At 72.7% G+C, this 13677-nt stretch carries 12 protein-coding genes; 10 read left to right on the forward strand and 2 right to left on the reverse strand.

Going from position 1 to position 13677, the window contains the following annotated elements; translation table 11 throughout:
• Positions 1-26 precede the first annotated feature (26 nt).
• From ACIPSJ_RS14710 to gatB, 5 genes are all read left to right on the forward strand, one after another.
• Complete coding sequence (locus ACIPSJ_RS14710) at positions 27-2258, forward strand: putative bifunctional diguanylate cyclase/phosphodiesterase (RefSeq protein WP_401345895.1); 2232 nt, start codon at positions 27-29, stop codon at positions 2256-2258.
• A 207-nt stretch (positions 2259-2465) separates the two neighbouring features.
• A complete protein-coding gene (gene gatC / locus ACIPSJ_RS14715) occupies positions 2466-2762 on the forward strand; it encodes an Asp-tRNA(Asn)/Glu-tRNA(Gln) amidotransferase subunit GatC (RefSeq protein WP_067164579.1) in 297 nt (98 codons plus the stop codon).
• 6 nt (positions 2763-2768) lie between these two features.
• On the forward strand, positions 2769-4262 hold the full coding sequence (gene gatA, locus ACIPSJ_RS14720; RefSeq protein ID WP_359218838.1) for an Asp-tRNA(Asn)/Glu-tRNA(Gln) amidotransferase subunit GatA: 1494 nt from the start codon (positions 2769-2771) through the stop codon (positions 4260-4262).
• A complete protein-coding gene (locus tag ACIPSJ_RS14725) occupies positions 4259-4501 on the forward strand; it encodes a hypothetical protein (RefSeq protein WP_089098594.1) in 243 nt (80 codons plus the stop codon). Before gatA ends, ACIPSJ_RS14725 begins: the two co-directional genes overlap by 4 nt.
• 15 nt (positions 4502-4516) lie before the next feature.
• A complete protein-coding gene (gene gatB, locus ACIPSJ_RS14730) occupies positions 4517-6031 on the forward strand; it encodes an Asp-tRNA(Asn)/Glu-tRNA(Gln) amidotransferase subunit GatB (protein ID WP_355717105.1) in 1515 nt (504 codons plus the stop codon).
• A gap of 70 nt (positions 6032-6101) precedes the next feature.
• Here the strand turns inward: gatB and ACIPSJ_RS14735 are convergent, their stop codons facing one another.
• Positions 6102-6911, reverse strand: coding sequence for an SAM-dependent methyltransferase (locus ACIPSJ_RS14735; protein WP_401345899.1), 810 nt, complete (start codon positions 6909-6911; stop codon positions 6102-6104).
• 186 nt (positions 6912-7097) lie between these two features.
• Here ACIPSJ_RS14735 and ACIPSJ_RS14740 point away from each other — a divergent pair, with 186 nt between their 5' ends.
• The 5 genes from ACIPSJ_RS14740 (at position 7098) to ACIPSJ_RS14760 (ending at position 12402) form a co-directional block, all read left to right on the forward strand.
• Complete coding sequence (locus ACIPSJ_RS14740) at positions 7098-7415, forward strand: hypothetical protein (protein ID WP_401345902.1); 318 nt, start codon at positions 7098-7100, stop codon at positions 7413-7415.
• A gap of 130 nt (positions 7416-7545) precedes the next feature.
• Entirely contained in the window at positions 7546-8118 is a 573-nt protein-coding gene (locus ACIPSJ_RS14745) for a GNAT family protein (RefSeq protein ID WP_359218845.1), read from the forward strand.
• Positions 8119-8153: 35 nt separating this feature from the next.
• Positions 8154-8801, forward strand: coding sequence for a hypothetical protein (locus ACIPSJ_RS14750; RefSeq protein ID WP_401345905.1), 648 nt, complete (start codon positions 8154-8156; stop codon positions 8799-8801).
• Between the two features lie 197 nt (positions 8802-8998).
• Positions 8999-9190: a hypothetical protein gene (locus ACIPSJ_RS14755; RefSeq protein WP_355717119.1), complete on the forward strand. Its 192-nt coding sequence runs from the start codon at positions 8999-9001 to the stop codon at positions 9188-9190.
• Between the two features lie 173 nt (positions 9191-9363).
• On the forward strand, positions 9364-12402 hold the full coding sequence (locus ACIPSJ_RS14760; RefSeq protein WP_401345907.1) for an AAA family ATPase: 3039 nt from the start codon (positions 9364-9366) through the stop codon (positions 12400-12402).
• 112 nt (positions 12403-12514) lie between these two features.
• Here ACIPSJ_RS14760 and ACIPSJ_RS14765 read toward each other — a convergent pair whose 3' ends face one another.
• Complete coding sequence (locus ACIPSJ_RS14765) at positions 12515-13663, reverse strand: PQQ-dependent sugar dehydrogenase (RefSeq protein ID WP_359218850.1); 1149 nt, start codon at positions 13661-13663, stop codon at positions 12515-12517.
• Between the last annotated feature and the right edge of the window lie 14 nt (positions 13664-13677).

The following is a 13677-nucleotide window of genomic DNA, read 5'->3' on the forward strand; positions in this document are numbered from 1 at the left end:
CACCGCCGGCTGTGAGAGGGACGGGAATGGAACCGACCGAGAGCGCCGCTCCGGGCGCGCGGCTGCCGCTGCGCCGCCGGGCGTGCGCGTGGCGGGAGAGCCGCTGGGCGGTGCGCGGCGACCGGCGCCCGGGCCTTGCGGTGGCGAGCGGCGCGGCCGACGCCCGCGACCCGCTGCCGCTGGCCGCCGTCGAACCGCCGCCCGACCTGACCGACGGCGACCACGACCGGCACCTGTCCTGGCCCGCGCTGCCCGCCGGGGTCGTCGCCGCCGCCGCGTTCACCCTCGGCGCGGGCTTCTACCGCGCCTTCACCGACGACCACGCCCTCTTCCCGTCCGGCACGGTCGGCTGGTCGCTGGCCGTACTGACCGGCATCATCGTCGGCCACCTGGTGCTGCTCGGCCGCGCCCGCTGGTGGGGCGGCACCGGCTCCGGCGCCGCCCTCACCCTGGCCGTCCTCCTGCTCTACGGCTGGGTGCCGGCCGGCATGGTCAGCCTCACCGTCGTCGTGCTGGTCGGCATAGCCAGGCGCCACCGCTGGCGGCAGGGCGTCCTGCACGGCGCGGTGGACATCCTCGGCATCGGCGCCGGCGCGCTGGTGCTCGGCGCGTTCGGCCGCGTCCCCACCGTCGAGTCGCCCTGGAACCCGGCCGGCTGGAGCGTCTCCACCGCCCCCGAGGTCGTGCTCGTCGCGGTGGCCTATCTCGCCGTCACCCGCGCCCTGCTCTGGTACCTGCACGCACCGCGCGGCGGCGGAGTGCCCACCGTCGCCCGCACCGCCCTGATGCGCCAGGGCCTGGTGGCCGTCGCCCTGCTCGGCATCGCCCCGCTGATCTGCGTGGTCGCGATGGCCCAGCCGCTGCTGCTCCCGCTGTTCTCCATCCCGCTGGTCGCCCTCGACTCCACCCTGTGGATAGCCCGGGCCCGCGCCGAGGAGCAGCTGCGCGACCCGCTGACCGGGCTGCCCAACCGGCAGTGGCTCCTTGAGCGGATCTGGACCGCCCTCGACGACGCCGAACGCATCGGCGCCCGCTCGGCTCTCATGCTGATCGACCTCGACCGGTTCCGTTCGGTCAACGACACGCTCGGTCATCTCGCCGGTGACCGGCTGCTCCTCCAGATAGCCGACCGGCTGCGCGCCGCGCTGCCGCGCGGCGCGGAGGCGGCGCGGCTCGGCGGCGACGAGTTCGCGGTGTTACTGCCGGTCGCCGACTCCACGACGTCCGCGACGCGGGTGGCCCGCGGGCTGGTCACGGCGCTCTCCTCGCCGCTCGACCTCGACGGACTCACGCTCGTCCTGGAGGCCAGCGCGGGTGTCGCCGTCTTCCCGGACCACGCGCTCGACGCGGAGGGGATGCTGCGCCGGGCGGACGTGGCGATGTACCAGGCGAAGCGGGACCGCACCGGCGTCGAGGTGTACGAGTCCAAGCGGGACTCCAACACCCCGGACCGGCTGGGACTGTTGGGAGACCTGCGCCGCGCCCTGGACGCGCACGAGGTGCAGCTGCACTACCAGCCCAAGGTGCGCTTCGACGGGCAGGTGGCCGGTCTGGAGGCGCTGGTCCGGTGGGTCCATCCGGAGCGCGGCAAGGTTCCGCCGGACGAGTTCATAGCGATCGCCGAGTCCTCCGGCCTGATGCCCCATCTGACGGAGTACGTGCTGGAGACCGCGCTCGCGCAGGTCGCCGAGTGGCGGGCGCAGGGGCTGCGGGTGCCGGTGGCGGTGAACGTCTCGCCGCGTGACGTCCACACACCGGGGTTCGCCGGTTCGGTGGCGGCGCGGCTGGCCCGGCACGGGGTGCCGGCGGGGGCGTTGCAGCTGGAGATAACGGAGCATGTGCTCCTGGAGGACCCGCAGCGGGCCGCCGACACCCTCGCGGGGCTGACCGGGCACGGCGTGAAGATGTCGCTGGACGACTTCGGCACGGGGTACTCCTCGCTGGTGCATCTGCGGCGGCTGCCGGTGAGCGAGCTGAAGATCGACCGGTCGTTCGTGGCCCGGCTCGCCATCGACAACGAGGACGCGGAGATCGTGCGCTGCACGGTCGACCTCGCGCATTCGCTGGGGCTGCTGGTCGTCGCGGAGGGCGTGGAGGACGACGAGACGTGGGAGCGGCTGCGGGACCTGGGGTGTGACGCCGTGCAGGGGTGGCTGGTCGCCGCGGCGATGCCGCCGGAGGAGGCGACGGCGTGGTTGCTGGCACGAGGGTCGCGGGGGTGGCAGCGGCCGCGGGCGGCTCTGCCGGCGGCCGAGTAGCCGACCGCTGTGTGTGGGGGGCGGGCGCGAGCGCGCTGTGGTTGCTCGCGCACTTCCTCGCGCCCCTGAAGAGCCGGGCGCCGGGTCATCCACTACCTGCGGAGCGAGGCCCGGGGACACCCGTAGCTGAAACCGTTTAACGGCTACCCGGCGCCGCCCCATAGGATTGGCCCCAAACCACACACACTCACCCCAGAGGAACGCTGCATGCCTGGCATCACGCGCGAGGAGGTCGCCCACCTCGCCCGGCTGGCGCGTCTGGAGCTGAAGCCCGAAGAACTCGAACACTTCGCCGGCCAGCTCGACGACATCATCGGCGCGGTCGCCCGCGTCAGCGAGGTCGCCGACCAAGACGTACCGCCGACCTCGCACCCGCTGCCGCTGACGAACGTCATGCGCGCGGACGAGGTCCGTCCCTCGCTCACCCCCGCGCAGGCGCTCTCCGGCGCCCCGGCCCAGGAGCAGCAGCGTTTCAAGGTGCCGCAGATCCTGGGGGAGGACTAGACAGCCATGACGGACATCATCAAGCTCACGGCCGCCGAGACCGCCGCGAAGATCGCCTCCGGTGAGCTCACCGCGGTGCAGGTCGCCGAGGCCCACCTCGCCCGTATCGAGGCCGTCGACGAGAAGGTGCACGCCTTCCTGCACGTCGACCGCGAGGGCGCCCTGGCGCAGGCGCGTGCCGTCGACGAGAAGCGGGCCAGGGGCGAGAAGCTCGGTCCGCTGGCCGGCGTCCCGCTCGCGCTCAAGGACATCTTCACCACCGAGGGCATCCCGACCACGGTCGGCTCGAAGATCCTCGAAGGCTGGATCCCGCCGTACGACGCCACGCTCACCAAGCGGCTGAAGGCCGCCGACGTGGTCATCCTCGGCAAGACCAACATGGACGAGTTCGCCATGGGGTCGAGCACCGAGAACAGCGCGTACGGGCCGACCGGCAACCCGTGGGATCTCACCAAGATCCCCGGCGGTTCCGGTGGCGGCTCCTCCGCCGCCCTCGCCTCCTTCCAGGCGCCGCTCGCCATCGGCACCGACACCGGCGGCTCCATCCGCCAGCCGGCCGCCGTCACCGGCACGGTGGGCGTCAAGCCGACGTACGGGGCCGTGTCGCGGTACGGCATGGTCGCGTTCTCGTCCTCCCTTGACCAGGGCGGCCCGTGCGCCCGTACGGTCCTGGACGCTGCCCTCCTCCACGAGGTCATCGCCGGGCACGACCCGCTGGACTCCACCTCCATCGACACGCCCGTGCCGCCGGTCGTCGAGGCCGCCCGCAACGGCAGCGTCGAGGGCATGCGCGTCGGTGTGGTCAAGCAGTTCCGCGGCGAGGGCTACCAGGCCGGCGTCCTCCAGCGCTTCGACGAGTCCGTCGCCCTCCTCAAGGACCTGGGCGCCGAGATCGTCGAGCTGGACTGCCCGTCCTTCGACCTCGCGCTCTCCGCGTACTACCTGATCGCGCCCAGCGAGTGCTCCAGCAACCTCGCCCGCTTCGACGGCCTGCGCTACGGCCGGCGGACCGGCGACGACGGCTCGCACTCCGCCGAGGAGGTCACCTCCCTCACCCGTGAGGCGGGCTTCGGCCCCGAGGTGAAGCGCCGCATCATGCTCGGCACGTACGCGCTCAGCTCCGGCTACTACGACGCGTACTACGGCTCGGCCCAGAAGGTCCGCACGCTCATCACGCGCGACTTCGAGAAGGCCTTCGAGCAGGTCGACGTGATCGTGTCGCCGACGACGCCGACCACCGCCTTCGCGATCGGCGAGCGCGCCGACGACCCGATGGCGATGTACCTGGCCGACCTGTGCACCATCCCGACGAACCTCGCGGGCAACGCGGCCATGTCGCTGCCCTGCGGTCTCGCCCCGGAGGACAACCTCCCGGTGGGCCTGCAGATCATCGCCCCGGCGCTGAAGGACGACCGGCTTTACAAGGTCGGCGCCGCCGTCGAGGCCGCCTTCGTGGAAAGGTGGGGCCACCCGCTCCTGGAGGAGGCTCCGTCGCTGTGAGCAACGCACTGTCGAAGGCCAAGGGCTTCAAGAAGTCGAAGTCCGGCACGTACCTGTCCATGGCCACCACCGCCTTCGGTGCGGTCGGTGTCGCCAAGCAGATCAAGAAGGCCCGCGCCGAGCACGACACGCTCCGGCTCATCGACGCCACCGTGTCCGCCGTCGCGATCGTCACCGGTTTCGCCCTGCTGTACCGCGAGCTGAAGCGGCTGGGCGACGACGACGTCCTGCTGGGCTGAGAGGGAAGTTTCACCGTGACCACCACGACCGACCTGGTGTCGTACGAGGACGCGCTGGCGTCCTACGACCCCGTCATGGGCCTTGAGGTCCATGTCGAACTCGGCACCAAGACGAAGATGTTCTGCGGCTGTTCGACCGAGCTGGGCGCCGAGCCCAACTCGCAGACCTGCCCGACCTGCCTCGGCCTGCCCGGCGCGCTCCCGGTCGTCAACGCGACCGGCGTCGAGTCCGCGATCAAGATCGGTCTCGCGCTGAACTGCGAGATCGCCGAGTGGTGCCGCTTCGCCCGGAAGAACTACTTCTATCCGGACATGCCGAAGAACTTCCAGACCTCCCAGTACGACGAGCCGATCGCCTTCAACGGCTACCTCGACGTGCAGCTGGAGGACGGCGAGTCCTTCCGCGTGGAGATCGAGCGCGCCCACATGGAGGAGGACACCGGCAAGTCGACGCACGTCGGCGGCGCCACCGGCCGTATCCACGGCGCGTCCCACTCCCTGCTCGACTACAACCGCGCGGGCATCCCGCTCATCGAGATCGTCACCAAGCCGATCGAAGGCGCCGGTGAGCGCGCTCCCGAGGTCGCGCGGGCGTACGTCCGTGAGCTGCGCGAGGTCATCCGGGCGCTCGGCGTGTCCGAGGCCCGCATGGAGATGGGCCAGATGCGCTGCGACGTGAACCTGTCGCTGCGCCCGAACGGCACCGAGAAGTTCGGCACCCGTTCCGAGACGAAGAACGTGAACTCGCTGCGGTCCGTGGAGCGTGCGGCCCGTTTCGAGATCATGCGGCACGCGGCCGTGCTGAACGGCGGCGGGACGATCATCCAGGAGACCCGGCACTTCCACGAGGACACCGGGTCGACGACCTCGGGCCGCGTGAAGGAGGAGGCCGAGGACTACCGGTACTTCCCGGAGCCCGACCTGGTCCCCGTGGCGCCCTCGCGCGCGTGGGTCGAGGAGATCCGCACGGCGCTCCCGGAGCTGCCGCTGGCCCGCCGTACCCGGCTGCTCGCCGAGTGGGGCATCTCGGCCTTCGACATGCAGGCGATCATCAACGCCGGTGCGCTGGACCTGATCGTCGCCACCATCGACGCCGGGGCCGACGCGGCCTCCGCCCGCAAGTGGTGGATGGGCGAACTGGCCCGCAGCGCCAACGAGTCGGGCACCTCGCTCGACGAGCTGGCGATCACCCCGGCGCAGGTCGCCCGGGTCACCGAGCTGGTCTCGAAGGGTGACCTCAACGACAAGCTGGCCCGGCAGGTCATCGAGGGCGTCCTCGCGGGCGAGGGCACCCCGGACGAGGTCGTCGAGAAGCGCGGTCTGAAGGTCGTCTCGGACGAGGGCGCGCTGACCACGGCCGTCGAGGAGGCCATCGCCGGCAACCCGGGCGTCGCGGACAAGATCCGCGGCGGCAAGGTGGCCGCGGCCGGTGCCCTGGTCGGCGCGGTCATGAAGGCGACCCGCGGCCAGGCCGACGCGGCCCGCGTCAAGGAGCTGATCCTGGAGAAGCTGGGCGTCAGCGAGGGCTGAGCGGCAGCGGCACAGGACACGGTACGGCCCCGGAGGCAGCGCCTCCGGGGCCGTACCGTCTGCGCAGGGGCTACTTGCGGCGGCCGACGACCCGTGCGAAGCCGAGGGTGCGCCCCTGGTCGGCGCGGAGCATCTCCGCGCTCCGGGTCGCCATCCGGACGTGGAAGTCGTCCGTGCTCTCCTCGGCGACCACCTCGCACCACAGCAGCCAGTCCCGCCAGCCGTCCGGCTGCCAGTCGGCCGCCTCGACCTCGACGGCCCCGCTGCGGGTCCAGTGGCGGTGCCACCAGTCGACGGAGTGGAAGCACCAGAAGGCGGGCTCCCACCACGGCTTGAGATGCTCCGGCGGCTCGCTGCCGGCGATCTCCTCCTTCAGCGCCGGTACGACCACGCCGATCCGTCCGCCGGGCTTCAGCAGCCGGGTGAGCGTGGGCAGATAGAGGTCGTCGGTGCCGAAGTACTGGTAGGCGTCGATGCTCACGATCGCGTCGAAGCCGCCCTCGGCGAAGGGCAGGTCGTGGGCCTCGGTGCGCACGGGCTGCACCCGGTCGGCGAACCCGGCCTCGGCGATGCGCCGGGCGTTGTCGTCGGGCTTGACCCACAGGTCGGCGGCGGTGACCTGGGCGTGGAACTCCCTGGCCAGGAAGATCGAGGTCATCGCCCGGCCGCAGCCCAGGTCGAGCACGCGCGCGCAGGGGCGCAGGGCGTCCAGGCCGAGGGCGGGGGCCAGCCATTCCAGCAGCCACAGGGCGTGCGGGCCCATCTGGTTCTCGACGGCCCAGCGGGCGTCGTAGGTGCTGCTGAGCGGGTAACGGGGCAGGGTCAGACGGTCAGTGAGCGAGTCGTCCTTCGACGAGGGGGGAGAGACGGCGTCGAACATCGCTGAACGGGCTCCTTGTGATCTTCGTAGTGAAGGGCGATGCGTAGGAGCTCGTTCGAACCGGCAAACAATGCACCCGCTTCGGTCGTCGGCGAGGGGCCGAACAAGGCTGACCAGCGGAAGCTAGCAGTTGTGGAGGTGCTCCGCAGCCGCTTTCCCCAGGTGCGGGTACTACGCTCGCCCGCCATGACCGCACATGCCGAGTCCGGCACCGAACCGGAGACGACCGAGGTGGAGGCCGCGGACGACGAGGACCTCTACGAGGACGCCCGTCGGGCCCGCTGGACCGCCACCGTGACCGGGGCGCTGCTGGCCCTGATGGGGCTCACCGCCGCGCTGATGAGACTGAGCGGGGTGCCCGGGCTGGTGCCGGTCGCCTATGGCTCCGGGGCCGCCGTCTGCGTGGGCGCGTCGGCGCTGGGGGCCCGGGGCCGTACCCGCTGGGCCCTCTGGCTGATGATCCTGGGGACCATGGTGATGGCGCTCGGGGATCAGTTCGACTGAGGCGGCCGACGCGGCCGAGGCGACTTGTCCGGCCGGGGTGCCGGGCCGGTGCCCGGCCCGACCTGTCCGTCCGGGCCCGTGAGAGGCTCGGCGGGACGGCGCGGGCAACGGGAGAAGGAGCGGCGCGACGATGTATGTGACATCCCTGGGTGACGGTGCCGAGCTGCGGCCCCTGGAGGTCTGGCACGCCGGGGAGCTGCTGGCCAACATCGACCGGGGGCGCGAGTTCATCGGCCGGCACATCGCGCTGCCGGACGTGATCGGGGACCTGGAGCAGGCCCGCGCCTATCTGCGGTCCTACGCCGACAAGCGTGCCGTCGACGGCGGCAGCCTGCACGGGGTGTGGCTGGACGGGAAGCTGGCCGGCGGGCTGCTGTTCCGGGTGTGGGACACGCCCACCGGGGTCTGCGAGGCCGGCTGCTGGCTGGAGCCCGCGGCCGCCGGGCGGGGCCTGGTGACGCGTGGGATGCGTGTGCTTCTGGACTGGGCGTTTGACGAGCGTGGCATGCACCGTGTGGAGTGGCATGCGTCGTCGGTGAACGAGGCCAGCATCAACGTGGCCCGGCGGCTGGGCATGACCCGCGAGGGCGTGATGCGGGAGAACTACCCCCACCGGGGCGTGCGCACGGACACCGAGGTCTGGTCGGTGCTCGCCCCCGAGTGGCACGCGGTACGCGCCCGTACCGCCGAGCACGATCATTAAGAGACCTCTCAGACAGCGTCCGTACGGTGCGAGGTATGGGAACGAAGACTGTGGACGGAGCCGGGACCGGCGCCGAGGCGAAGAACGACGAGACGGCTACCGAGGAGAAGGCGGTGGATGTCACCAAGGCCTCCGAGGAGGCCGCTGAGCCGGAGACGGCCGAGGCGTCCGAGGCGGCGGAGTCCGCCGGGGCGGGCGACGAACTCGCCGCCGGCGGACCGGCCGACGACGAGGCCGACGACGAGGACGACGAGGAAACGCTCCTGCTGGACGAGGAGCCGGAGGGTCCCTCCGGTGTCGGCCAGGGCGCCGCTGCCGTCGTCTCCGTCGTGCTCGGCCTGGTCTCCCTCACGGGTGGCTGGATCGGCACGGTGGCCGCGGCCCGCGAGACCCTCATCGGCCAGCTCCAGACCTCGTCGACCGCGAGCGTCGCCAAGCAGGTCAAGGAGGTGTACGGCGACGCGTGGCAGACCACCGCGCTGTGGGCCGGCCTGTTCGCGCTGGTCGCGCTGATCACCGGTGTCGCGGTGCTCGTCCGGCCCGCCTTCGGCGCGCCCGGCAAGGCGCAGGCGCCGTGGATCAAGTCGGTCGCCTGGGCCGGTGTCGCGCTCGGCGTCATCGGACTGCTGCTGGCGGTCCTCAAGTACTCCGACGCACTCCTCGGCCTGCCCTCGACCAGCTGAGACAGCGCAGGTCAGAAGGGGCCTTAGGGCGTCCGTAAGCACCTTACGGACGACCTAAGGCCCCTTACGCGTGTCCGGGGTCCGGCGGCCGCCCGAAGATGCGGAACTCTCCCGATGTGGCACACCCCCCTGGGAGACGAGAGTGGAGACATCGCAGAAAGCGAAGCCCAACCACCCTCTCTCACAAGGGAAACACCATGTTCGAGTTCGAACTCCACCAGATCCGTTCCGCCGAACTGCGCCGGCAGGCCGAGCAGGACCGGCTCGTCCGCGAGGCCGTCCGCTCCCGCCGCGCCGCCCGCCGCGAGGAGGCGGCCCGACAGGCCGCCGTACCGGCGGAACCGCATACCGGCCGTCGCGGCCGGCGCCGGCTCCCGCGCGCCGCGTGACAGGGCGGCCGGGCGGCGCCGGCCGCCCGGAGACCGAGGACGCGCAAGCCGGTGGCCGTACGGGGGTCGTTCACCGGCTTGCGCCACGACAGTCGGAAAGTACGACATCGGTGCGTATGACAAGCGCACCGGCGCTGTGGAAAACCGCTGCCCTGTGTGACGGGCCGCGTGCGATGCTCTGGCCTGTGGAAACCAGGTCCGTGAGTCCCGTGTTCGTAGGCCGCAGCGACGAGTTGGACACACTGAACAGGGCGCTCGACCGCGCCGATGCGGGGGAGCCGCAGGCGCTGCTGGTCGGCGGTGAGGCCGGGGTCGGCAAGACCCGGCTGGTCGAGGAGTTCGCCACGGCCGCCTGCCGCCGGGGCGCGGTCGTCGCCCTGGGCGGCTGTGTGGAGATCGGCGCCGACGGGCTGCCGTTCGCCCCGTTCTCCACCGCCCTGCGCGCGCTGCGGGCCGCCCTGCCCGAGGAACTGGCCACGGCCGCCACCGGCCAGGAGGACGAGCTGGCCCGGCTGCTGCCCGAACTCGGCGAGGCCACCGCCGGCCGCCACGACGAACAGGGCATGGCCCGCCTCTTCGAACTCACCGCACGGCTGCTGGAACGGGTCGCCGCCGAGCGCACGGTGGTCGTCGCCCTGGAGGACCTGCACTGGGCCGACGCCTCCACCCGCCACCTCCTCGCCTACCTGTTGCGCACCCTGCGCACCGGCCGTCTCGTGGTCCTCGGCACCTACCGCGCCGACGACATCCACCGGCGCCACCCGCTGCGCCCGCTGCTCGCCGAACTCGACCGGCTGCGCACCGTCCGCCGGCTGGAACTCGCCCGGTTCAACCGCGAGGAGGTCGGCCGCCAGATCGCCGGCATCCTGGCCGCCGAACCCGACCCCACCCAGGTCGACGACATCTTCGAACGCTCCGACGGCAACGCCTTCTTCGTCGAGGAACTCGCCGTCGCCGCCACCGAGGGCTGCTGCACCGGCCTCACCGACACCCTGCGCGACCTCCTCCTGGTCCGGGTGGAGGCGCTGCCCGAGAGTGCCCAGCGGGTCGCCCGGATCGTCGCCGAGGGCGGCTCCACCGTCGAGTACCGGCTGCTGGAGGCCGTCGCCCAGCTCGCCGAGGACGACCTCATCGAGGCGCTGCGGGCCGCCGTCGGCGCCAACATCCTCAACCCCACCCCGGCCGGCGACGGCTACCGCTTCCGGCACTCCCTGGTCCGCGAGGCCGTCGCCGACGACCTGCTCCCCGGCGAACGCTCCCGGCTCAACCGGCGCTACGCCGAAGCCCTGGAGAGCGACCCGACGCTGGTGCCGGCCGACGCCCGCGTCACCCGCCTGGCCAGCTACTGGTACCAGGCCCACGACCCCGCCAAGGCCCTGCCCGCCGTTCTCGACGCCTCCGTGGTGGCCCGCGGCCGGCACGCCTACAGCGAGCAACTGCGGCTCCTGGAGCGGGCGATGGAGCTGTGGGACACCGCCCCCGAGGAGATCCGCGCGGCCCTGCGCCCCGTCGACTACACCGACGTCTACCCTCCGTGCGGCTGCGATCCGGCCACCACCCCGCTGCGCTATCTCGACCTGATGGCGGAGGCGGCGGTCGCGGGCCGCTTCTGCGGGGAGCGCGAACGTGCCCTGAAGATCACCAAGAAGGCGCTGCGGCTCGTCGAGGAGGAGGGCGACCCGCTGCGCGCCGCCTGGTTCTGGGTGCAGCGCTCCCGGCTGGTCCAGGCCCTGGCCCGGGGCGACGGCTGGCAGGAACTCGGCACCGCCCAGGACCTGGTGCGCGGCCTGCCGCCCTCCGAGGTGCACGCCGACGTGCTGGCCAACGCGGCCGCCTGGTCCATGCTCCACGAACCCGGCCCCGGTGCCTTCGCCGCCGCCGAACGGGCCGTGGAGTACGCCAGGATGGTGGGCGCCCGCGAGATCGAGCTGAACGCGCGCATCACCCTCGGCAGCCTCATGGTCAACGCGGGCGACGTCGAGCAGGGCCTGGCGGAGTTGCACCGGGTCAAGGACACCGCCCTCGGGGAGGGCGTGGTCCATGTCGCGGGCCGCGCCTATGTGAACCTCCCCTCCGAGCTGGACTCGGTCGGCCGCTCCCGGGAGTCCGTCCCGATCCTGCGGGAGGGTCTCGCCTTCGCTCGCCGGTACGGCCTGCTGGACTCCGAGGTGTGGGCCTGGGGCAACCTCTCCGAGTCGCTCTACGCGCTCGGCCAGTGGGACGAGGCCGCCGAAGCCGCGGCGGGCGCGCTCGGCTCCGCGGCCAGCGCCAAGCCCCGGGGCGCCGGCGCCCTGCGCCTCGCGCATATCGCCCTGGCCCGGGGCGACGCCGCCGAGGCCGCCCGCCAACTGGCCATCTCCGCCGCCCACTACGGCAGCCACGACCCGATGCCCCAGGCCCAGCTGCCCGTGGCCCGGATCGCCATCGGCGTCGCGGCCGAGGAGGGCCGGTTCCTCGACGCCCGCGCCGAGCTGGACCGCGCCCTGACGGCCGGCTTCCCGCCCGGCACCCAGCGCTACGGCTGGCCCCTGCTGCTGGCCGCCGCCACCGCCGAGGCCGACGCCCGCACCCTGCCCGCGGCGGCCGAGGGCCGCACCGGGGTCCTCGACCGGCTCACCGAGGCCGTCCGCAAGCTCACCACCGGCGCCCCCGTCTGGCAGGCGTACGAGCGCTGGACCCGCGCCGAACTGCACCGCGCCCGGGGCACCGACACGGCGGCGGTCTGGTCGGACGTGGTCACCGACTTCGAGCGCCTGGACCGCCCCTACGACCTCGCCCGGGTCCGGCGCCGTTTGGCCCAGGTCCTGCTCGAAGAGGCGTCGGGGGACGACGACCGGGACCGCGCCACCGAACTCCTGCGGCTGTCCGGGGCGGTCGCCGAGCACCTGGGCGCCCGTCCGCTCGCGGACGCCGTGGCCCTGCTCGCCCAGCGCGCCCGCCTCACCCTCACCGCCACCACCCCGCGCCAGGCCCTCGACCCGGCCGAGAACCTGGGCCTGACCAGCCGCGAGCGGGACGTGCTGCGCCTGGTCTCGGCCGGCCGCACCAACCGGCAGATAGCCGAGGAGCTGTTCATCTCCCCGAAGACCGCGAGCGTGCACGTCTCCAACATCCTCGGCAAACTCGGCGTCTCGGGCCGGGGCGAGGCGGCGGCGGTCGCGCACCGCCTGGAGCTGTTCCCACCCGGCCGCGGCGCCGCCGCCGGGCGGTGAGGCGCCGCCACCGGGCCGCCGGGCGCCGCCACCGGGCTGTCGGGCGCCGCCACCGGGCCGCTGGGTGCCGCCACCGGGCTGTCGGGTGCTGGCGCCGGGCCGCCGGGCGCCGCTACCGGACCTGAAGCTCCAGGATCCGGTCGTCCCCCGACTTCGGCCTGCCCCGCCCGTCCGTGTTGCTGGTCACCAGCCACACCTTGTCGCCGCCCGCCGCCACGACCGTGCGCAGCCGGCCGTACTCACCCGTGAGGAAGGCCTGGGGCGCGGCCGCGGCGGTCGTGCCGTCCAGCGGGATGCGCCACAGCCGCTGTCCCTTCAGGCCCGCCATCCAGATCACGCCGTCGACATACGCGATGCCGCTGGGGGAGGCGTCGTCGGTGTGCCACTGGGCGATCGGGTTCACGTACTCGGGGTCGTCCGACTTCCCCTCCGCCGCCGGCCAGCCGTAGTCGGCGCCGGGCTTGATGGCGTTCAGCTCGTCCCAGGTGTCCTGGCCGAACTCCGAGGCGAACAGCCGCTGCTTGTCGTCCCAGGCCAGGCCCTGCACATTGCGGTGGCCGTACGAGTAGACCGGGGAGTCGGGGAAGGGGTTGCCGGGGGCCGGCTCGCCCTCCGGGGTCAGCCGCAGGATCTTCCCGCCGAGCGACTTCTTGTCCTGCGCCAGACCGCGCTGCCCGCTCTCGCCGGTGCCGGCGTAGAGCATGCCGTCGGGGCCGAAGGCGATCCGGCCGCCGTTGTGGATGAACCCCTTGGGGATCCCCTTGAAGATCGTGTCGGGAGCGCCCAGCTGCTCCCCGGCCGGCTTGCCCTCGTCCCAGAGCATGCGCACGATCCGGTTGTCGGAGGCCGAGGTGAAGTACGCGTAGATCATGTGGTCCGAGGCGAAGTCGGGGGAGAGCGCGATCCCCAGCAGACCCCCCTCACCGGCCGCGGACACCCCGGAGACGACCCCCAGCTCGGTGATCTTCCCGGTCTTCACGTCCACCTTGCTGATCGTCCCGTCGTCCCGGTCGGAGACCAGCAGCCCGGACCCGTCCGGCAGCGACGCGAGCCCCCACGGCGACTTCAGCCCCGTGGCGACCGTCCGCACCACCTTGACGGACCCCTTGGCGGGAGCCGCGGACTCCGTGACGCCGCCGGAAGAGGCGGAAGCGGCGGAGCTGCCCCCGGCCCACGAAGGCGTGGGCAACTCCTCACCACCGCCCCCGGAGGAACACCCCGAGACCACCAGGATCCCCACCGCGACCAACACACCAGACACAGCTCGACGTTGCA

The sequence above is a fragment of the Streptomyces sp. NPDC090088 genome (genome assembly GCF_044747345.1).
GTDB lineage: Bacteria > Actinomycetota > Actinomycetes > Streptomycetales > Streptomycetaceae > Streptomyces.

What these genes read in the sequence shown, in the direction of transcription:
- ACIPSJ_RS14760 (WP_401345907.1), top strand. Translation starts at nt 9,364, where the DNA reads ATGCTCTGGCCTGTGGAAACCAGGTCCGTGAGTCCCGTGTTCGTAGGC.
- ACIPSJ_RS14735 (WP_401345899.1), bottom strand. Translation starts at nt 6,911, where the DNA reads ATGTTCGACGCCGTCTCTCCCCCCTCGTCGAAGGACGACTCGCTCACT.
- ACIPSJ_RS14740 (WP_401345902.1), top strand. Translation starts at nt 7,098, where the DNA reads ATGACCGCACATGCCGAGTCCGGCACCGAACCGGAGACGACCGAGGTG.
- gatC (WP_067164579.1), top strand. Translation starts at nt 2,466, where the DNA reads ATGCCTGGCATCACGCGCGAGGAGGTCGCCCACCTCGCCCGGCTGGCG.
- ACIPSJ_RS14755 (WP_355717119.1), top strand. Translation starts at nt 8,999, where the DNA reads ATGTTCGAGTTCGAACTCCACCAGATCCGTTCCGCCGAACTGCGCCGG.
- ACIPSJ_RS14745 (WP_359218845.1), top strand. Translation starts at nt 7,546, where the DNA reads ATGTATGTGACATCCCTGGGTGACGGTGCCGAGCTGCGGCCCCTGGAG.
- gatA (WP_359218838.1), top strand. Translation starts at nt 2,769, where the DNA reads ATGACGGACATCATCAAGCTCACGGCCGCCGAGACCGCCGCGAAGATC.
- ACIPSJ_RS14710 (WP_401345895.1), top strand. Translation starts at nt 27, where the DNA reads ATGGAACCGACCGAGAGCGCCGCTCCGGGCGCGCGGCTGCCGCTGCGC.
- ACIPSJ_RS14750 (WP_401345905.1), top strand. Translation starts at nt 8,154, where the DNA reads ATGGGAACGAAGACTGTGGACGGAGCCGGGACCGGCGCCGAGGCGAAG.